General features: G+C 52.9%; 20 protein-coding genes. All 20 read left to right on the top strand.

What is annotated here, in order from left to right; all coding sequences use genetic code 11:
- The first annotated feature begins 27 nt into the window (after positions 1–27).
- The 20 genes from BLP63_RS04870 (at position 28) to fliD (ending at position 19767) form a co-directional block, all read left to right on the top strand.
- On the top strand, positions 28–1017 hold the full coding sequence (locus BLP63_RS04870; RefSeq protein WP_170829294.1) for an alpha/beta hydrolase: 990 nt from the start codon (positions 28–30) through the stop codon (positions 1015–1017).
- 59 nt (positions 1018–1076) lie between these two features.
- Complete coding sequence (fliM, locus tag BLP63_RS04865; RefSeq protein ID WP_092589765.1) at positions 1077–2072, top strand: flagellar motor switch protein FliM; 996 nt, start codon at positions 1077–1079, stop codon at positions 2070–2072.
- Positions 2072–3229, top strand: a complete 1158-nt coding sequence (gene fliY, locus BLP63_RS04860) for a flagellar motor switch phosphatase FliY (protein WP_092589764.1) — start codon at positions 2072–2074, stop codon at positions 3227–3229. Before fliM ends, fliY begins: the two co-directional genes overlap by 1 nt.
- A 226-nt stretch (positions 3230–3455) precedes the next feature.
- Positions 3456–3926 carry a chemotaxis protein CheX gene (locus BLP63_RS04855; protein ID WP_092589763.1) on the top strand — a complete coding sequence of 157 codons (471 nt, stop codon included), beginning with the start codon at positions 3456–3458 and terminating at the stop codon, positions 3924–3926.
- Positions 3927–3972: 46 nt separating this feature from the next.
- Positions 3973–4326: a response regulator gene (locus BLP63_RS04850; protein WP_456297593.1), complete on the top strand. Its 354-nt coding sequence runs from the start codon at positions 3973–3975 to the stop codon at positions 4324–4326.
- An 81-nt stretch (positions 4327–4407) separates the two neighbouring features.
- Positions 4408–6696: a chemotaxis protein CheA gene (locus tag BLP63_RS04845; protein ID WP_330387089.1), complete on the top strand. Its 2289-nt coding sequence runs from the start codon at positions 4408–4410 to the stop codon at positions 6694–6696.
- Between the two features lie 22 nt (positions 6697–6718).
- A complete protein-coding gene (locus tag BLP63_RS04840) occupies positions 6719–7210 on the top strand; it encodes a chemotaxis protein CheW (RefSeq protein WP_092589761.1) in 492 nt (163 codons plus the stop codon).
- Between the two features lie 15 nt (positions 7211–7225).
- The gene (locus BLP63_RS04835; protein ID WP_092589760.1) at positions 7226–8953 is read left to right on the top strand and encodes a methyl-accepting chemotaxis protein; all 1728 of its coding nucleotides are present in this window, start codon (positions 7226–7228) and stop codon (positions 8951–8953) included.
- Positions 8954–9106: 153 nt separating this feature from the next.
- Complete coding sequence (locus BLP63_RS04830) at positions 9107–9925, top strand: CheR family methyltransferase (RefSeq protein WP_092589759.1); 819 nt, start codon at positions 9107–9109, stop codon at positions 9923–9925.
- Between the two features lie 16 nt (positions 9926–9941).
- The gene (locus BLP63_RS04825; RefSeq protein ID WP_092589758.1) at positions 9942–11045 is read left to right on the top strand and encodes a protein-glutamate methylesterase/protein-glutamine glutaminase; all 1104 of its coding nucleotides are present in this window, start codon (positions 9942–9944) and stop codon (positions 11043–11045) included.
- A gap of 7 nt (positions 11046–11052) precedes the next feature.
- A complete protein-coding gene (locus tag BLP63_RS04820) occupies positions 11053–11523 on the top strand; it encodes a chemotaxis protein CheD (RefSeq protein ID WP_092589757.1) in 471 nt (156 codons plus the stop codon).
- Positions 11524–11618: 95 nt separating this feature from the next.
- Complete coding sequence (locus BLP63_RS04815; protein ID WP_170829293.1) at positions 11619–13748, top strand: methyl-accepting chemotaxis protein; 2130 nt, start codon at positions 11619–11621, stop codon at positions 13746–13748.
- A gap of 289 nt (positions 13749–14037) precedes the next feature.
- Complete coding sequence (locus tag BLP63_RS04810; RefSeq protein ID WP_092589755.1) at positions 14038–14337, top strand: flagellar biosynthesis anti-sigma factor FlgM; 300 nt, start codon at positions 14038–14040, stop codon at positions 14335–14337.
- The gene (locus BLP63_RS04805) at positions 14334–14738 is read left to right on the top strand and encodes a hypothetical protein (RefSeq protein ID WP_092589754.1); all 405 of its coding nucleotides are present in this window, start codon (positions 14334–14336) and stop codon (positions 14736–14738) included. The genes BLP63_RS04810 and BLP63_RS04805 overlap by 4 nt, the downstream gene beginning before the upstream one ends.
- Positions 14739–14808: 70 nt before the next feature.
- A complete protein-coding gene (gene flgK, locus BLP63_RS04800; RefSeq protein ID WP_092589753.1) occupies positions 14809–16377 on the top strand; it encodes a flagellar hook-associated protein FlgK in 1569 nt (522 codons plus the stop codon).
- A 13-nt stretch (positions 16378–16390) separates the two neighbouring features.
- Complete coding sequence (flgL, locus tag BLP63_RS04795; RefSeq protein WP_092589752.1) at positions 16391–17302, top strand: flagellar hook-associated protein FlgL; 912 nt, start codon at positions 16391–16393, stop codon at positions 17300–17302.
- Positions 17303–17325: 23 nt separating this feature from the next.
- Positions 17326–17772, top strand: a complete 447-nt coding sequence (gene fliW, locus BLP63_RS04790) for a flagellar assembly protein FliW (protein ID WP_092589751.1) — start codon at positions 17326–17328, stop codon at positions 17770–17772.
- Entirely contained in the window at positions 17756–17971 is a 216-nt protein-coding gene (gene csrA / locus BLP63_RS04785) for a carbon storage regulator CsrA (protein WP_092589750.1), read from the top strand. The genes fliW and csrA overlap by 17 nt, the downstream gene beginning before the upstream one ends.
- Before the next feature lie 17 nt (positions 17972–17988).
- Entirely contained in the window at positions 17989–18387 is a 399-nt protein-coding gene (locus BLP63_RS04780; RefSeq protein WP_242870794.1) for a flagellar protein FlaG, read from the top strand.
- 18 nt (positions 18388–18405) lie between these two features.
- Complete coding sequence (gene fliD / locus BLP63_RS04775; protein WP_092589749.1) at positions 18406–19767, top strand: flagellar filament capping protein FliD; 1362 nt, start codon at positions 18406–18408, stop codon at positions 19765–19767.
- Positions 19768–19780: the final 13 nt, after the last annotated feature.

Below are 19780 nucleotides of genomic sequence, written 5' to 3'. Positions count from 1 at the left end.
AGAATCGGGATAATGGGAGGCGGGCAAATGCTGAGAGGACGCATGAAAAAACGCATTTTACTGGCTGTTGCGGCTGTCCTGGTGATTGCGGCAGCAGCGGCGGGTCTTTATCTCTTTGACAGCGCCGGCCCCACACCGGAGGCTCTGGCGTTTAACGCTCAGTACGACCAGTTTAAAAGTACTGCGGATGGTCACATCCACTGGCATCCCGCCTCTCCCTCAGGCACTGGCCTGATTTTCTACCAGGGGGGCAAGGTACAGGCACAGGCTTATGGGCCACTGCTCCTGCCGCTGCTGGATCACGGCGTAGATGTATTTCTGCCTGAAATGCCATTCAATTTAGCTGTGTTTGACGCGAACGCCGCAGCAGAGATTATTGAGGCGCACCCTGAAATCAGCACCTGGTGGCTTGGGGGACATTCTCTTGGCGGCGCCATGGCAGCGGACTTCGTCTATGAAAATCCGGAGCTTGTCGACGCGCTGATCCTGCTTGCGGCCTATCCTCAGGAAAGCAAGCCCTTAAATGACTATAGCGGCGAGGTGCTGGCGTTCTTTGGCACGCGGGATGGCCTGGTCAGCGTCAAGGAGATTTCTAAGTGGGAGGCGCTCTTGCCGCTCCACACCAGAGTGGTTATGGTGGAGGGCGGCAATCACGCCCAGTTTGGCAGCTACGGTGATCAAAAGGATGATCTTAAGGCTTTGATCTCCTCTGAAAATCAGCAGCAGTTTGTCAGAGACGCGTGGCTGACGCTAATGGCGTCCGAATCGACCTTGGTATTTGAAGGCGTCATTGCGTCTGTAGAAGGCAATCGATTTTTGGTGGAGACCATCGGCAGTAATCTCTTTGAAGTGGCCTGGGTGGATTTAATGCCTGAAGCAGAAATTTTGGATTCAGAAGGTCGGGCGCTTTCACAGGCGGCATTGACGGCTGGCGCTGAAGTCGAAGTCACTATTCTGCCTGCCATCCGGGAGAGTTATCCGGTACAGGTCAGTGCCGTGAAAGTCGTAATCCAGTAGAGTCCGGAGAACCTTCGAACTGCCAAACATCAAGATTTTTTATGATTTGAGGGGATAAATTGAAAGAGATACTGTCGCAGGAGGAAATTGACGCGCTGCTGAATGCGCTGCAGACGGGTGAAATAGACGCCAGCTCGGTGGGTGAGGACGAGGAGCGCAATAAGGTCAAGGCCTATGATTTTCGCAGACCCATCAAGCTGTCCAAGGAATATATCAATACGCTCTACATGGTCTTTGAGAATTTCGCGAAGCTGTCGTCAAGCCAGCTGAGCTCGCTGGTCAACGCGACGGTCCTGATGACGGTTGAGATGATTGAGCAGATCAGTTACGAGGAATTCATCAATTCCATACCTAATCCAACATTGCTGGGTGTTTATCGCTCAAGGCCTCTCAACGGAACACAGGTCCTTGAAATCAATCCGCAGTTCGCTACCCAGGTCATTGAGCGGGTGTGCGGCGGCGCGGCGACCAAGGGAAAGGGCGTCACAAAGAAAGACAAATTTACGGATATTGAGCTGGGTATTTTGGAAGATTTGGTGCTCAGTCTTCTCAAGCCCTTTCAGACGGCCTGGGATGACATTGTTGAGATTGAGACGGAGCTGGATTCGCTGGAGACCAACCCTCAGATGGTGCAGTCCATCACGCCGAACGAGCCCGTGGTCCTGGTCAGTTTCAGTGTCGAACTGTTCGCCGTTAAAAGTTTGATCAATCTGTGTATCCCTTACACCTCCTTTGAGCAGATCACGGACAAACTCAGCATCCGGAGCTGGTTTGAGGTGGACAAAGGCATTGACAACACGCAGTTCCGGGCGCAGATCTCCGAACGTCTGTTGACCGCCGGAGTAGACATGACCGTGGAGTTAGGCAGAACCTGGATCACGGTAGATGATTTTATACATCTGGAGCTGGGGGACGTGGTACGGCTGGATGCGAAAACCGACACGCCGCTGAAGCTGTTCGTTGAGGACCGGCTGCACTACTTCGTGCAGCCCGGGGATCTTGAGGGCAAGCTGGGGGTACAGATCTTAGACTATGTGGAAGAGGACGTTGAATAATGATGGACAATTTTATTTCTCAAGCTGAACTGGATTCGCTCCTGCGGAAAAATGGGGAACTGAACGGAAAAGAAGAGACACTGATGATGCCAGAAGACCTCGACATTCTTTCAGAGGTTGGCAATGTCACCCTGTCAGCGGCCTCGGATGCCCTCTCAAAGTTTTTGAAGCAGAAGGTCACGATTTCTGCGCCCACGGTGGAGGCGCTGACTTTTGAGGCTATGGCGGCACGTTTCGCCACGCCCATGGCAGTGGCCGCCATGCAAATTAAAGGTGATGTGATTGGCGACACGCTGATAGCCCTTGAACCTGAGGCTGCAGCGGCGATTGCGTCGATTGTCTCAGGCGGCGATCCGGTTGGGGACTGGGCCGCGTCAGAAGCATTGGCGGGGCTGTCAACCGCGACCCTTGCGGCTCTGACGGAAGGCGTCAATTATACGGCCGGGTACTTGTTCGAGGCCCTTTCCGAGATGACGGGCCTGACCGTTGAGCCATTTACGGCGGAGACGTCGATATGGGAAGGGGACGCGGGGAAGCGGCTTGCGAAGCATTTTATGGAAAAGCCGGTATGTGTGATGACGGCGACCATCGGCATAAACGGCCAGGCGCTTGGCGCGCTTTGGCACCTCTACGCCGGGGCACATGCGGAGGCCATTGTGGCTGGACTGCATAAAAAGTACAATCCGGAGGCGTCAGAGGAGGACCTGAGCACTAATGCAGTGCCAGTGCCAGAGAGATTGCCGATGGTCGAGGAAAAGCCCCAACCCGCCGTAGCACCGACAAAGACCTCAGCGGCACCTTTCACTGCGTCCCAGGCAACTTCAGCGCCGCTGCCAGAAGTGGAGGTTCAAAAGCCTATGTTTGCGCCAATTAAAGAGTCGAGTAAAGCGCCACAGCAAAAAAATCTGGACCTGATCATGGACGTGCCCCTCGAGCTCAGCGTGGTTTTAGGGAAGACGAAGAAGACGATCAAAGATGTCCTTTCCCTGGGGACGGGGTCGGTGGTGGAGCTGAACAAGCTGGCGGACGAGCCGCTGGAAATACACGTCAATGGGAAGCTGGTAGCCCAGGGTGAAGTCGTGGTCATAGGTGAGAATTTTGGCATCCGGATCACCCAGATTCTCAGCAGGGAGCAGCGGGTGGACAGCTTGAAGTAGATGATTGAAATGAATAACTGAATATAAGAAGACAGAGTCTGAATGTGGACTCTGTTTTTTTTTTGCTCTCTGGATAGTCGACGAGCCGCGAATGAATCTCTGAGTTTTCAGCTCTGAAAAATGAAAAGAGTAGGTAAAATATTCATCTGATTTTTTAAAAAGAGCATTAACAATTGGAAATCTTCGACGATAAGCATAAAGAACGGCATTATGAGGGAGGTGCATTATGAAAGTTGAATACATCAATACGTTTATTGAAGCGGCGAAATCCGTCATGCAGATGCTGTGCGGCGTTGAGGCGAAGCTGGGGAAGGTTCACTTGAGAAACTCGCCGTATTCGGTCAACCAGGTCATCATCATGATTGGCGTCATTGGAAAGATCAAGGGGCAGGTGTGGTTTGAGCTGTCCGTGGACTCTGCCAAAAGCATTGCCTCCATCATGATGGGCGGGATGCCTGTGGACGAATTCGACGAGCTCAGCCGCAGCGCGGTGTCCGAGATGGGCAACATGATCATGGGCAACACGAGCACGTTATTCGCGAACCAGTCCGTCAACATTGACATCACACCGCCGTCGCTGCTCACCGGAGAAAAGATTGAGCTGTCAAACAAGATTTCGACTATTGTGGTGCCTCTCGAGCTTGAGGGCCTTGGGACGCTGTCCATCAACGTCGCGGCAGAGGAAATGAGCGCCTGAAGAATAATGGGAAAAGTAGAAAGGGGAGGGACTTGAATTGAAAAGAGTGTTGATTGTCGATGACGCGGCTTTTATGAGAATGGCGATTAAAAATATTCTTCAGAAGCATAATTTCGAAGTCGTAGGCGAGGCGGAAAATGGCCTTGTGGGTGTGAAAAAATACATGGAGCTCCAGCCGGACATTGTGACCATGGACATTACCATGCCTGAAATGACGGGGCTGGACGCGCTTAGGCAAATCAAGAAAATTGACGCGAATGCCAATGTGGTCATGGTTTCGGCTATGGGTCAGGAGACCATGGTCAAGGATTCCATCATCAGCGGTGCGAAGTCCTTTATTGTCAAGCCGTTTAAGGAAGATCACGTGCTGCAGACCCTGAATAAGGTGCTGGGACTTTAGGACGCTTTGGGGTGGAAAATATCCAAGTGGACAAATAAACAATCAAAGCTAATCAAACACCGAAAAAATGAGGTGACATTTTTGCCTGGTACATATGAAAACGAAGCAATGCTGGAGGTTTACATTTTTGAAGCTGTGCAGATCCTGGATCAGTTGGAACAGACCATTATGCACAGTGAGCGGGAGGGAACCTTTGGCGAAGACGCAGTGAATGAAATTTTCAGGTGCATGCATACGGTAAAGGGCGCCTCGGCCATGATGATGTTCCATAACATCACAACGATTGCACACACCATGGAGGATATCTTTTTCTTCCTCAGGGAGCATAAGCCTGAAAATGTGGATCATTCGACTTTGTCAGACCTGGTGCTGGACTGTGTGGATTTTATCAAGGTTGAGGTCAACAAAATCAAAAATCACGACGCGCCGGACGGCGACCCTGGGCAGTTGGTGAAAAGGCTTGAAGCGGCTTTGGAAGAGCTCAGGTCAGGGGGCAAGGGCACGGTCGCTGTGTCTCGGGACACTGTGGCTCAAGACACTGAGGTTCAAGATACTGAAGTGAAGACGCCGACAGACGAAATCCTTGAAGCAGCGCCAGAGCAGGAGCCATCAGTTGAAAGGGAAGTCGCTGAGGCTGAAGGTCTGTATGCCTACAAAGCCAAGCTCTACTTTCAGGAAGACTGCGGGATGGAACATATCAGAGCCTATGGTGTGATCCATGAGCTGACAGAGCTGGCGGAAGAGCTGTTTCACTGCCCTCAGGCGCTTCTTGAATCCGCTGAGGCGGCGGAGGTGATCCGCAAGCAGGGCTTTGAGCTCTTTATCCGTACGAAAGCGGATATGGCGGCTTTGAAAGCCCGTCTCGAAAAGACGGTATTTCTCGAGCAGCTAATTTTAGGTTACGCAGAGGAACCCAATTTTGAAACACACTGCATGCACCAGGATGACATCCACTGGCTGAAGCCTCCGGGGGACTTGCTGGCGAAAGAGGCGGAGCTTCAGGAGGGGACAGGGACAGACCGGATATTGTCGGATCAGCCCCAGATGAATCACCCCCCACAAAATGCCTCAGCCATAAACCTTGAGGTTGCCGCCCGGTCTGTCCCTGTCCCCAACCAGACAACTGGCGCCCCTGCCCAAAAGGTGGGCCAACCCCAAAACCAAAAACAAACCCAATCCCAAACCCAAAACCAAAGCGCCACCATGATCAGTGTCAGCGTCGACAAACTCGACGGCCTGATGAACCTCGTGGGTGAGCTCGTCATAGCTGAGGCCATGGTCACCCAGAGCCCGGACGTCCTGGCCCTTGAGTCCGACCACTTCCACAAGGCCGCCCGGCAGCTCCACAAGATCACCGGCGACCTGCAGGACATGGTCATGTCCATCCGCATGGTCCCATTGTCCACCACTTTTGTGAAGATGCATCGCATTGTCAGGGACATGTCGAAAAAGCTCGACAAACAGGTGGTGCTCGACCTGGCCGGCGAGGAAACGGAAGTCGACAAGAACATCATTGAACGCATCTCCGACCCCCTCATGCACCTGATCCGCAACGCCATAGACCACGGCATAGAAGACGAAGCGGAGCGGCTGGAAAGGGGCAAGGACAAAGTTGGACGTATCAGCCTCGAGGCGAAAAATGCCGGCAGTGACGTCCTGATTGTCCTGAAGGATGACGGCCGGGGCTTGAACAAAGCCAAAATAATGGAAAAGGCCCGGCAAAACGGTCTTCTGACCAAGCCAGAGCAGGACATGTCCGACCGCGAAATCTACAGCCTCATCCTGAGACCAGGCTTCTCCACCAAAGAGCAGGTCACGGAATTCTCCGGCCGGGGCGTGGGCATGGACGTCGTCGCCAAGAACCTCGAAGCGGTGGGCGGCGCGGTTCACATAGAAAGCCAGGAGGGCCACGGCACCACCATGACCCTCAAAATTCCGCTGACCTTAGCCATCATTGAGGGCATGAACATCCGCGTGGGCGCGTCCCGCTTCACTCTGCCCATCACCAGCATCAAAGAGTCCTTCAAGCCATCTTCAAAAGACTGCCACACGGATCCGGACGGCAACGAGATGGTCATGGTCCGGGGCCGCAGCTACCCCATCCTGCGCATGCATAAGCACTTCGGTCTCAAAAACACAGAGACGGTTTTAGCCGATGGTATTCTCATCATGGTCGAAGACGAGCACAAGGAAATCTGTCTCTTCGCCGACGAGCTGATGGGTCAGCAGCAGGTGGTGGTTAAGGCACTGCCAAACTATATCAAATCCATGAAAAAAATCTTGGGCCTCGCCGGCTGCACCCTGCTGGGCGACGGCAGCATCAGCCTGATCCTCGACGTTGGGGGTCTCGCCGGACTAAGAATCAGATAACGGAAACAGGAGGTTCGCGCATATGGCGAAGAGAGTTACTGAAATAGAGCTCGAGGAAGATACCCAGAAGGGCAAATACCTGACGTTCATCCTCGGAGAGGAATCCTACGGCATTGGCATTGAGCACGTCATTGAGATCATAGGCCTGCTCCCCATCACCGTAGTGCCGGAGCTTCCGGATTACATCAAAGGGATCATGAACCTGCGGGGCAGGATCATCCCGGTCATGGACATGCGGCTGCGCTTTCGCAAAGCCTTTGTGGACTACGACGAGCGTACCTGCATCATTGTCGTGGAAATTGGCGACAACTCCGTGGGTCTCATTGTGGACCGGGTTTCGGAGGTCATCAATATTGCGGACGAGGACATTGTGGACCAGCCTATGCTGAGCGCCGGCACCTCAAACCGCTACATTAAACGCATAGGCAAAGTGGGCAGCGATGTGAAAATGCTGCTGGACTGCGACGCGCTGCTCAGCCATCACGAATCAGAGCTCATCTCAAATATTGGATAAACGGAGGATGTTTATATGAAATGGTTTTCAAGGCGAAAGCTTGGCACGCGGCTGATTGTCAGTTATTTGATCATTATCCTTGTTGCAGTAACAGTTGGCGCTGTTGGTATATTGAACTTAATTAAAATCGAATCCCTTAACGAGGAAATGCATGAAAAAGCCACTGTACCCCTTGGCCAAATGGTCAATGTCATTGATGCGTTTCAGAGAATGAGAGGCAACATCAAAGATGTCATGCTGTCCTCTTCTGCCGCTGAGATCTCTCAATACGAAATGATTATAAACCAGCGCAATACGGACTTCGATAATAATTTGGAACTCATTGAAGCAACGCTGATGACGGAAGAGGGTCATGCCCTCGTCGATTCGATTCGTCAAGATAAAGTGAAATATGACGCGATTGCGCAAAAGATAATTTCTCTGTCAAAAGCGGGGAATGTAAATGAAGCCTTAAGCCTGAACCGGGGCGAAGGTGACATGATCCGCAAGGATCTTGAAGCGAAGATACAGCAGCTTAACACTCAGAAAGTGACCATCGCCAACGATACAGCCGCGTCGAACGCAGCGACAACAAGATCCGCAACCCTCTTGGTCATCACAATGCTAATTGCCGGGATCCTCGTTGCGCTTGCCGTATGCGCCTACATCTACAATACTATCCAGAAGTCCATCAACACCATGGCAGCCACCGCCAAAAAACTTGCCGATGGTGACCTCGACTTCTCCCTCACCGTCTACACAAAGGACAGCATAGGCGACCTGGCCTCTTCCTTTAATGAGGTTTCCGACAACCTGAACGAAATCATGTCCAATATCCAGGAAGCCTCTGAACAGGTGGCTTCCGGCTCCAGACAGGTATCAGAATCCAGTATGTCCCTGTCCCAGGGTGCGACGGAGCAGGCCAGCTCTATTGAGCAGCTGACGGCTTCCATTGAGGAGATCGCGGCCCAGACGAGACTGAACGCTCAAAACGCAAATCAAGCCAACGAGCTGGCGGACCTGACCAAGGTCAGCGCTGTCCAGGGCAATACCCAAATGCAGCATATGCTGAAGTCCATGGATGAGATCAACGAGGCGTCCAACAACATTTCCAAGATCATCAAGGTCATTGACGAAATCGCGTTCCAGACGAACATCCTCGCCCTCAACGCCGCCGTGGAGGCTGCCCGGGCAGGTCAGCACGGCAAGGGCTTCGCTGTGGTCGCCGAAGAGGTGAGAAACCTGGCGGCGCGCTCTGCCAACGCTGCAAAAGAGACAACTTCCCTGATCGAGGGCTCCATAAACAAGGTTGCCGGCGGCACGAAAATTGCGAATGAGACGGCTATGGCCCTTGCGGAGATCGTGGGCAGCGTCGAGAAGGTGTCTGAGCTCGTGGGCAATATTGCAGTAGCCTCCAACGAGCAGGCAACGGGTGTCGAGCAGGTCAACCAAGGCGTGTCCCAGATTGCCAGCGTCGTTCAGACGACCTCCGCGACGTCTGAGGAGACGGCGGCTGCCAGCGAGGAGCTCTCAAGTCAGGCGGAAATGCTGAAGGAGCAGGTCACCAAGTTCAAGCTGAGAAATCAGGGCGGCGCCAGTCATGCGGCCCACAGTGAGGCCTACAATCCAGAGGTTCTGAGGAAAATAGAGTCCATGAAGGCCCAGAACAGGCAGGCGATCAAGGATAGGGAGCACGTGGTTTCTGATCTTCCAACGGCGAAAAAGATTGTGCTCAGCGAAAAGGAATTTGGCAAGTACGCTTAAAGAATTTGGCGCGCGCCGGGGATAATGGTTAGGCATGATGTTTTGGTGATTGAGACCATCGGCAAAAAAAAAGAAATTGTTTTTGTTTTGATTCGGCGAGCGGGGAGGGGGTCAGTGCCGTCTCCCCCTTTCGCCAATTGAGGGTGATCGCTTGTGATACAGATTACGGAACCGGAATTTGAAAAGCTGGCTGGCTTCATCCACAGGCACTACGGGATCCAGTTGAAAAAGGAAAAGCATACGCTGTTGACGGGAAGGCTTCATAAACTGTTGAGTGACCTGGGAATGGGGTCTTTTTCCGAGTATTATGACTACCTTATGAGGGATACGACGGGCAAAGCTGTGGCCGTGCTTATAGATAAGATTTCGACGAACCATACGTTTTTCATGCGGGAGCCGGACCATTTTGAGTACTTCAGGGAGACGGTGCTGCCCTTTCTGAAAGCCAGCGTAAAAAGCAGGGATCTGCGCGTTTGGTGCGCTGCAAGCTCAACGGGGGAAGAGCCCTATACCCTGGCCATGATCCTGAGGGATTACTTTGGCGGGTTTCAGCCGCCCTGGGAGACGGCGGTGCTGGCCACAGACATTTCCCAGGCAGCTCTGGAGGTGGCGAGGCAAGGCATTTACAGTCAGGAACGTGTCGCGCCGCTGCCCAGGGCCTGGGCGCTGAAATACTTCAGAAAGCTGGACGATCAGAGTGTCATGGTGAGTGACGCCCTGAAGCAGGAAGTGATTTTCAGGCGGTTTAACCTCATGGAAGAGGTGTTTCCGTTCAGGCAGAAGATGCACGTCATTTTTTGCCGGAATGTCATGATTTATTTTGATCAGAAGACAAAGGACCGCCTGGTTGAGAAGTTTTATGACCTCCTCGAGGAGGGGGGGTATTTGTTCATTGGCCACTCAGAGTCCCTGAACCGGGACGCGACGCGTTTCAAATACATAAGGCCGGCCGTGTACCGTAAGCTGCCTTAGAGCGGGAGCAGACATTATGAATAGAAAAATAAAAGTGTTGGTGATAGACGACAGCGCGGTGTTCAGGGAATTCCTGGCCAGGGGTCTCTCTGCAGATCCTGAGCTTCAGGTGGTGGCGCGGGCGGAGAACCCTTACGACGCGGTGGATAAAATTGAAAGGTTTCAGCCGGATGTCATTACCTGTGATATTGAAATGCCAAAGATGGACGGTATTGAATTCGTCCGGCAGCTCCTGCCTCAGCATCCAGTGCCCATTATTGTGGTGAGCTCGGTAGGCAGGGCGGTGTTCGACGCCTTGAGCGCCGGAGCGGTGGATTTTGTGACAAAACCAGATCTCGTGTCCGGAGACCGTATAGAGGTGTTTATGCGGACGCTGGTTCAGAAGGTGAAAGAGGTTTCCAGAGCCAAGGTGGTCCGGGCTGGAGGGTCGGGGATGGGCGGAGATGAACGCCAGGACTGTTCAGAGCGTGGCATCAGGTCGGATCGTGGGGCGGCGGCAGCCCAGCCGCTGAAGCCACTTGCGGATATGAGTACGGTCATGAATTCAAATTTCAATCTGAATCTGATCGCCATAGGGGCTTCCACAGGCGGGACGGAGTCCATTTATCAGCTGTTGAAGCAGCTGCCGCCCGAGATGCCGGGCATTGTGATTGTACAGCATATACCACCGAGCTTTTCAAGACTGTTTGCGGAGCGGCTCAATGCTCAGACGCAGTTTGAAGTGGTGGAGGGAAAATCCGGTGATCTGGTGGCGCCTGGTAAGGTGATTATTGCGCCGGGGGACCATCACATGATTGTGAAGCGGATGGGCGAGCGGTTCAAGGTAGAGGTTTACAAGGGGGAGAAGGTCAATGGCCACTGCCCGTCGGTAGACGTCCTGTTTGAATCCGTCGCGAAGAGCTGCGGGGCCCAGGCCCTGGGTGTGATTCTCACGGGCATGGGGTATGATGGGGCGAAGGGGCTGCTGGGGATGCGTCGCCGGGGGGCGGTCACCATCGGCCAGGACGAGGCTTCCAGTGTGGTGTATGGCATGCCCAAAGCGGCTTTTGAAGTGGGTGCTGTGGAGCGGCAGCTGCCACTTTCGCAGATGCCGGCCGCGCTCTCAAGAATGGTGAGGTGAAGGACCCATGGACATGATCATAGGCATTGGTGACTATGGGATTATTGACCAGCCGGGAGACCGGCTCGTGACACATGCGCTGGCGTCCTGCGTGGCCGTGACGTTTTTCAGTCAGACGCCAAAGGTCGCGGCCATGGTTCACATAGCGCTGCCGGAGCCTCCCGAGGGGCAGCTGGCACCGGAAAAACCTGGCTATTACGCGACGACGGGGCTGCCCCTGCTGATGAAACGGCTGAGACAGCAGTATGGATGCCGTCTTGAAACCATGAAAATACATATGGTAGGCGGGGCGGATTCGGTACGGAAACGGGATGCGTTTAAAATTGGGGACCGGAATATTGAGAAAATCCACGAGATTTTGAGGGCGAATGGTCTGAGGGTAAGCGGCGAAGAACTCAGGGGGACGGTGAGCCGGACGGTGGTGCTGGATCTTGAGTCGGACGCCATGACCATTCATTATCAGAGAATTGTGGTATAGCTGTGCTAAAAGACTTTTAGGAAGCTGTGGCTGTAAAGCAGCTGACGCGGGGCTGGGTTGGTCCGACGCGGCGGCTGACAATGGGAGGTGGACTCGTGAATTTTTTTAAGAAACGGACGGAGATGAAAATAGGGACCAAGCTGATTGCGGGCTTTGTCGCAGTCGCGCTGATCGCAGGGCTGGTGGGATTGGCAGGATTTTGGGGAATCAGGGATCTCAGTGACAACAAGATGCCAAGTGTCGAGTCCTTGATGCAGATTCATGTGGAAATGGCTATGATTTCAGGCCTTGATAACCTGCTGATGTCACCAAAGCTCAGCTTTGATCAGAAACAAGCGATCTATAAGGACATTCAGACCCATACGGACAACCTATCCAGAGAATGGGCCAGGTTTGTCGCCATGCCCATGTCTGCAGAGGTCAAAGCCCTTTGGACAGAGGCAGAGCCTTTCATAAATGAATGGTGGACAGGCCATGACAAGTTTATTGGGAAATCCATAGAGCTTGACAACCTTGGGGTGGAAGATCCGGCTATGGTCCAGTATGAGATCGCCCTACGCCAGAAGGACCACTACAGCTGGATCTGGTCTCTGTCAGACAGCCTTTCGAAAGGCCAGACCTTTGTTGGGCAATTGGACGCGAATCTCTGCGCGTTAGGCGGGTGGCTGGATCATTATGAGACCCGCAGTCCTCAGCTGCGTCAGCTTATGATTGGCATTGCCGAGCCTCACGAAAAGGTCCATGAGGCGGGCGCGCGGATCAACGAGCTTATGCTGGCAAAAGGCCCGAACTGGGAGGCGCAGGCCTGGGCGGTGTATAACGAGGAAGCTGTGCCCAACATGAAGATGACTCTGGACTTCTTGATCCGGATGGAGCGCTCAGTGGGCACGTCCTTCTCGGTTCAGGAAGAAATGCTGAGACAAGCGCTCGACGTCAACAACGTTAATTTTGAGAGCGCGATAGCTTTGATGGATCAGATGGTCGAAGCCAATCAGAAGGCGGTGACTGCGGAGGTGGGCAAGTCTGTCCTCTGGATGCTGGCGTTCACCTTGGGTGCCGCGGCGCTTTCGATTCTGTTGGGGCTCGCCATCAGCAGGGCCATCAAGCGCCCGCTTCATAACCTCCTCAAAGCCTCAGAGCAAATGGCCGATGGCAACCTCAACATCACCCTCGCCGCCACTTCAAAAGATGAGATAGGCAGGCTTTCGGAGGCGTTCGCCCACATGGCAGACAAGGTCAGTCACGTCTTGAGCGAGATAGACATTGCGGCGGCCCAGGTGTCTTCCGGTGCGCACCAAATGGCGGATTCAAGCCAGCTTCTCTCACAAGGGGCTACTGAACAAGCCAGTGCCGTGGAACAAATCACGGCTTCCCTTGAGGAACTATCGGCCAAAACCAGCCATAATGCCGCGAATGCTTCTGGTGCCAGCAGCATCACGAGTCAGGCGGCCTTGGATGTCCAAAAGGGCAATCAGCGCATGCAGGACATGCTGTCTTCCATGGCGGAGATCAATGAAGCCTCCGGACAAATTTCGAAGATTATCAAAGTCATAGACGACATAGCCTTCCAGACCAATATTCTGGCTTTGAACGCGGCGGTGGAAGCCGCCAGGGCCGGGCAGCACGGCAAGGGCTTCGCGGTGGTGGCGGATGAGGTCAGGCGCCTCGCTGCCCGCAGCGCTGAAGCTGCCAAGGAAACTGCGGAAATGATAGAAGGTTCCATTCGAAAAGCGGATGCAGGCAGTCGCTTGGCTGAAGAGACGGCAAAAGCGCTGCAGAAAATAGAATCTGAGATTTCAAAGGCAGCCCGTTTGGCGGGAGAAATTGCGGAGGCATCTGGTGAACAGTCCGTGGGGATTGATCAGGTGAACCGGGCGATTGCTCAAGTGTCGCAGGTCACACAAACGAATTCCGCAACTTCAGAGGAAGCGGCGGCGGCCAGTGAAGAACTGTCCAGTCAGGCGGAAATGCTGAAAGTTTCGGTGGGGCGGTTTGTGCTGAAGGACGACAGTGCGGAGGCTGATTCAGGGGCTGGCTATGAAGCTGAGCTTTCATACCGGGAGCGAGGCCGCGGGTCCTCTGGTGACTATGCTGAGAAAGCTTTAAAGCCTCAACGTAAGCGCATCAAAATACCATTAGGGGGCATTGCCGCAGCCGCAAGGGCTGTCGGTGGACTCTTTAAGAAACGCGAAAAGAAAATGCGAAAAGATCAAGACGCGGCATAGGCGAAAAGCAGCTTGTGGGCAAGGCATGGGGGAAAAGGGTGCCAGATTTCTTTTCTTAGAAAAACGGAGCGCGGTGCAGGGGGGCGATTAGACCTACCCCCTGGCACAGCGCTCCGTTTTCCGTTGTCGTGCAGTCTGTCCCAGTCCCGCACCATGTGTCCCAGTCCCGCACCACGTGTCCCTGTCCCCTCCTGAAGAAATTTGTAAATATCCCTTAACTATTTTATGATTGAGACGATAGGTCACCTATAGAGAAAAATAGTGAACGACGAACCGAGGAGGGATCATCGTGAAAATACAATCATCCAGTCTGCAGCGATCCGCGCTGAAAACCTACCAGCAGCAAGAGGTGAAGCCTCGTGAGACAAAGCCAGCAGGCACTGCCCCAAAGCGGGATGAGCTGGAGCTTTCCGGCGCGGCTAAAGCTTTGTCCAGCTTGATGAAAGACGGCACAGACGAGGCGGAAATCTCCCAGAGAGCTTTGGAAATAAAGGCTCAGTTGAAGCAAGGTACTTATAAACCAAATGTCGACAAGCTGGCCGAGGCTTTGACAGAGCGCCTCATTCAGGAAAGGAAAGAAAAGCCATGAAGCCTTTAACGAACAGCCTCCTTGACTGTCTCGACGACATGAAATCTCTCATGGAAACGGAGCAGCGGGCTTTAATGACACAAAACGGCGAAGCCCTGGAGTCCATTGCCAGATCCAAAGCCGAAGCCACCATGATTCTAAACGGGCTTCTTGAAAAATACAAGTCTGAACCTCCCCAGGAAGAGAAAGCGAAGACGCGGATACGTGACGCCGTTCAAGAGATCAGAGCTCTCCAGGAGACCAACACGCTGCTCGCCCGGCAAACCCTGGTCTACCTTGGGGCCCTGAAAGAAGCGCTGAAGCCTCAAAAATCATCACAGAGCACCAGCCTCTACGCGAGGAGCGGGGAAGTTCAGTATGGCCAAAGTGCAAAGACAGGCTGGCTCGACCAATCCGTATAACCTTTCATGACATCATCTGAACCAAAGGATCCCCCAAAGAACAAAGATCATTCTGAAATGAGGTACAGCCATGTCTGGAATTTTCGGAACCATGAATATAGCCAACAGCGGCCTTCAGGCCATGCAGTCCGCTGTCAACACCACCTCCAACAACATTTCGAACGCCCAGACAGAGGGCTACTCCAGGAAACGCGTCAACCTCGTGACCAACACGCCTCAGCACTTGGCGGGGATTGGCGAAATCAGCACCGGCGTGCGGATAGATGGCGTCACCCGCATCCGGGATGTCTTTACGGACCGTCAGGTACGCACGGAAAACGCCCGCCTGAACAGCTTTGAAGCCCAAAACGATGTCTATGACCAGCTGGAAATTATTTTCAACGAGCCCTCGGACACCGGCATCAGCGACGCCATGCAGGAAATGTGGAACGCCTGGCAGGAGCTCAGCAAGACACCGGAGAGCGTGACGGCGAGGACTATTGTCCTGGAACAGTCCACGACCATGGCGGATCGCTTCAACCACACGGCATCCCAGCTTGACAGCCTGAAGGCCGAGACCCTCTTTCAGGTCAACCAGAGCACCTTTGAAATCAACGCTAAGCTGGAGCAGCTGTCCGCCGTGGACACCCAGATTCAGTCCGCCGTGAACCGCGAGATGGTGCCAAACGATTTGCTGGATCAGCGGGATTTGCTGCTGGATCAGCTATCGTCCTATCTCACCTTTTCCACCGAGGATTTTGCCGATGGCGGCATTCAAATCACCATAGACAGTCAGCCCATGCTGGAGCAATCCCCGGCCCCGCGCTTCAGCGTCGTACAATCTGTTGAAGATGTCACGGACAGTGAGACCGGCGTCATAACCATGAAAAGAATTGGCATTGCCCAGAGCGGCGATTCAAATAACATACAGTTTATTGAAGTTCCTCAAGCGGAGGCCGGTGACCTGAGTGCCTGGAGACCCGGAACGGTCGTGGCTTCAAAGGCCGCGCTACCTGAAGCGCTGACAGACTTCACTGTTGTAAAGGCCGGCGAAGGCAAAGTCTCCGGACTGCAGTCCATGCTGTCCGAGCTCGACCAATACACAGAGAAAATAGATGCACTGGCCTCCGGAATGGCCGCCTTGATCAACACCGTGCACAGCAATGGCGGAACGGGCACAGATTTCTTTACCAGTCGTAAAGGAGACGAAATCATCACCGCCGCGTCCATTCAGGTGAATTCAACCCTGAAAGGGGCCCCGGAGCTGATTGCCGCCGGCAAGCTTCAGGCTGGGACTGGGCCCGATGGTGACGGTTCCCGCGCGCTGGCAATTGCAAGCCTTCGGGATGTCAGCCTCAAAGCGTCTGACTTTAACCCGGACACCATGCGGTTTGAGACGGCGACGGGTGACACTTCAGATGCCCGCTACCGCGCCACCGTCGCGGGACTGGGGGTCGATGCAGCTTACAGCCGAACTATGGCGGAGAACGAAACCTCGCTGCTTAATCAGCTCCACCAGCGGCGGGAGTCGGTCATGGGGGTTTCCATAGACGAAGAAATCAGTGCCCTGGTGAAGTTCCAAAACGGCTACCAGGCCAATGCTCGGGTGATGACAACCTTGACCAATATGCTCGACACCCTGATCAACATGGTCAGATAATGGAGGAACGTTCATGAGAGTGACAAACAGGATGATGGGAGAAGATTTTCTGATTCATCTGCGCCGAAACCTGAATCAAATGCACAAAACCCAGAATCAGCTCGCTACGGGCAAGGCATTCTCAAGGCCTTCGGACAATCCGGTGATGGTGTCCCGGGCGCTCTCCCTCGAAACCGAAGTGGCGCGCAACGCCCAGTATAAGAGAAATATTGAGGACGCGTCCGGCTGGGTGGAAACCACGGACGGCGCGCTGAATGAAATAGGGGCTTCACTAAACAGGCTGAGGGAGCTGGCAATAGCTGCGGCCAACGGCACCAACAGCGAGGCGGAGTATAAGGCCTATGATACTGAGGTGGGCCAGCTGATCGAAAGCCTTGCGCAAATTGGAAATTCAAAATATGATGGCAGATTTTTATTTGGTGGAACGGACACCATGAATTCACCCTTAGCGGCGAACGAAAGCACTGGCCGGATCACTTACAATGGAAACAGTGAAAGAATTCATCACGAGGTGCTCCCCGGCGTGGAAATTCAGATCAACACAACGGGCCATGAGATCTTTGAAGCGTCTGACGACCCCCGGATCAGCCTGTCTGATGTGCTCGAAAAATTCAAAACAGGCCTTTCGGATGGCACTTCAGAAGAGCGAAAAGCCATTGGCGGAGAGATCCTTAAACAGCTGGATGAGAACATTGAAGCGGTGTTGTCTATTCGCGCCAAAAATGGCGCGACATCCAACCGTCTGGAAGCCATGTTGTCGCTGAACGATTCAGAAGCCCTGAACCTCACTGAGCTCCTGTCCAAGGCGGAGGACATAGACTTCGCGGAAAAAGTCATGCAATTTGCCATGATGGAAAATGCCTATAAAGCATCTCTCTCAACAGGCGCGAAAATACTGCAGCCAACGCTGCTCGATTACCTCTAAGTTGAAGCGGGAGGAACGACCTTATGACATTAGTGCCAGATGAACTGATAAATCAAACAGAGCTGCCGGGAGAACTCTATTTTCCTGAAGGGCTGCCGGGGTTTGAAGACTGCAGGCATTATAAGCTGCAGCCGGTTGAAGACATGCCATTTTACAGCATGATCTGCGAAGAGAATGAAGCCGTGGGTTTCATTGTGACGAGCCCCTGGTTCTGGATTCAGGGCTTTGAAGTGGAGCTGCCGGATGATGTCTGTGAAAAAATTGGAATTACTTCCCCTGAAGAAGCCGAAGTTCTGGCTATAGTGACTGTACGCGATCCCCTTGATGCTTCAACCATGAACCTTGCAGCACCGGTGGCCGTCAGTCTGAAGCGCAGACAAGCCGCGCAGGTTGTTCTGACCAGCCCTGAATGGTCTACGCGGGTGCCTCTGAAGGGAGAGGGGGTGGCCGCCAGTGTTGGTCTTGGCTAGAAAAAAAGAAGAATCCCTGATCATTGACGGCAAAATAGAAATTGTAATCCTTGAAGCGGAGGACGGCAAGGTCAAGCTCGGAATAAATGCACCCGAGGATGTAAAAATTTACAGAAAAGAGATCCTGGAGGCCGTCCGGGAGGAAAATCAGTCAGCCGCGCTGGCCGCGAAAGCATTACTTAAGGTCAGAAATCCTTAGATTGGAGGCCATGCCCCTTGGATTATAAAATCGAACGGATCCATCATGCCAATCCGTCCTTGAGAGTTATTGAGAAGCAAGGTCAGAGGATCCCACTGGAACAGCTTAAAGACAGAATAGATCAGCATTTTGGTAAATGGCCGGAAGATCAGAAGCAAGGCGCTTTGGGTCAAAGTGAGGCAAAGGAAAATGCAAAGGCCTTGATGGAAAAGGTGCTGAGGGATGCCAACGACATGATGCAGGGCAGCGCCACGCATTTTGAATTCAAAATTCATGAAAAATCCGGTGAGATCATAGTCAAGCTGATCGAGGATGAGACGAATCAAGTGATTCGCGAAATTCCTTCAGAGAAGCTGGTTGAAATAATATCCAATCTGCAAGAGCTGGTTGGACTGTGCGTCGATCAAAAAATTTAAAGCTTAAGGCGGTGACTTATGGCAGGCATAAATTTTATAGGCTCCTATTCCGGAATGGATCAGGGGGTTATTGACAAGCTTATGGCCGTCGAAAAGCGGCCCCTCATAACTTTCGCGGAAAAGAAGACGGATCTTGAAGCCAGACAGGGCGCCTGGAAGGATGTAGCTACACGACTCAAGAACCTTCTGGATAAAATTAAAGCCTTGTCCAAAACGGAGACGCTTTATTCAAAGACAACCGCGTCCTCAGAAGAGGCAATCGTCAGTGCCAGCGGAACCAGAGACGCAGTTTCAGGGCAGTACGAGGTACTGGTGAAGCAACTGGCGACTCAGACAAAAATGACTGGATCGAAAGTGGCGCAAACGGATTTTGATACGGCACTTAACCTTACTGGGAATTTGACACTTGGCGCTGGAGATAAAACGGCCCAGATCACAATAGAAGCATCACAGTCTTTGAGAACGGTTGTCCGCAATATCAATTTGGAGAGCACAAACACCGGTGTGACAGCAACGGTGGTGGACGGAAGAATGGTGTTGAAATCCAGCAGCTATGGGGCTGATCCCATGACCGTAAGCAGCGAACAGCCCGCTGTGCTGGAAGCGCTTGGTTTGAATACTGTGGAGGAAGTCCTCGGACAAGGCTCAATATTCTCAGTCAATGGCATTGAAATGACAAGGGACAGCAATACGGTCAGCGACGCCGTCCTGGGGATGAGTCTTCAGTTGAAGCAAGAAACGGATATAGCTGCACCCGTCGTCATCACTGTCTCAGAGGACTCAGAAAAAACAATCAAAGCCTTTCAGGAATTCGTGGATCAATATAACAGCACCATGTCGTTTTTGAAAGCGCAAACAGCGGCAGGGACAAGAGAGGTGCCAGGAAGTCAGGGCAAGCTTTACGGTGAAAGCAGTCTCGTCAGATTCCAAAACAGCTTGAGACAGGGGCTGACATCAGATCTGCCCGAAAGTGCTTCTATTTTTAAGAATCTCTCCGAAATAGGGATAACGACCATTGATAAAGAGGGAACTTTGATGCTGGATGCTGAAAAGCTGAAAACCGCACTCAAAGAAACTCCAAATGAGGTGCAGAAGCTTCTTGCCGGAGACGAACTGCAGACGGGCATGTCAGGACGGCTGGAAGGTCTCATTGAGGGATTGACAGATAAGTCAAACGGTATGATCCAGGTAAAAAGCTCAAGCCTCGAGCGAACGCTCAAGGATTTGAACCGAAGAATCACTGATTTTGAAGATAAAATGACAAAGCGTGAAGCGTATTATATTAACATGTTTTCAAAGCTGGATGTCGCCATGCAAAAGGCTGAAACCCAGTCAAACTGGCTGGCGGCGCAGCTGGGCGGCATGCAAAATCAGGAATAAAAGGAGGTTAAAA

It is taken from the genome of Acidaminobacter hydrogenoformans DSM 2784, assembly GCF_900103005.1.
Lineage (GTDB): Bacteria > Bacillota > Clostridia > Peptostreptococcales > Acidaminobacteraceae > Acidaminobacter > Acidaminobacter hydrogenoformans.
The sequence above is the reverse complement of the archived record's forward strand: the minus strand, read 5'-3'. Positions and strand labels throughout refer to the sequence as shown.

What these genes read in the sequence shown, in the direction of transcription:
- BLP63_RS04870 (WP_170829294.1), top strand. Translation starts at nt 28, where the DNA reads ATGCTGAGAGGACGCATGAAAAAACGCATTTTACTGGCTGTTGCGGCT.
- fliY (WP_092589764.1), top strand. Translation starts at nt 2,072, where the DNA reads ATGATGGACAATTTTATTTCTCAAGCTGAACTGGATTCGCTCCTGCGG.
- BLP63_RS04855 (WP_092589763.1), top strand. Translation starts at nt 3,456, where the DNA reads ATGAAAGTTGAATACATCAATACGTTTATTGAAGCGGCGAAATCCGTC.
- BLP63_RS04840 (WP_092589761.1), top strand. Translation starts at nt 6,719, where the DNA reads ATGGCGAAGAGAGTTACTGAAATAGAGCTCGAGGAAGATACCCAGAAG.
- BLP63_RS04835 (WP_092589760.1), top strand. Translation starts at nt 7,226, where the DNA reads ATGAAATGGTTTTCAAGGCGAAAGCTTGGCACGCGGCTGATTGTCAGT.
- BLP63_RS04825 (WP_092589758.1), top strand. Translation starts at nt 9,942, where the DNA reads ATGAATAGAAAAATAAAAGTGTTGGTGATAGACGACAGCGCGGTGTTC.
- BLP63_RS04820 (WP_092589757.1), top strand. Translation starts at nt 11,053, where the DNA reads ATGGACATGATCATAGGCATTGGTGACTATGGGATTATTGACCAGCCG.
- BLP63_RS04805 (WP_092589754.1), top strand. Translation starts at nt 14,334, where the DNA reads ATGAAGCCTTTAACGAACAGCCTCCTTGACTGTCTCGACGACATGAAA.
- flgK (WP_092589753.1), top strand. Translation starts at nt 14,809, where the DNA reads ATGTCTGGAATTTTCGGAACCATGAATATAGCCAACAGCGGCCTTCAG.
- flgL (WP_092589752.1), top strand. Translation starts at nt 16,391, where the DNA reads ATGAGAGTGACAAACAGGATGATGGGAGAAGATTTTCTGATTCATCTG.
- fliW (WP_092589751.1), top strand. Translation starts at nt 17,326, where the DNA reads ATGACATTAGTGCCAGATGAACTGATAAATCAAACAGAGCTGCCGGGA.
- fliD (WP_092589749.1), top strand. Translation starts at nt 18,406, where the DNA reads ATGGCAGGCATAAATTTTATAGGCTCCTATTCCGGAATGGATCAGGGG.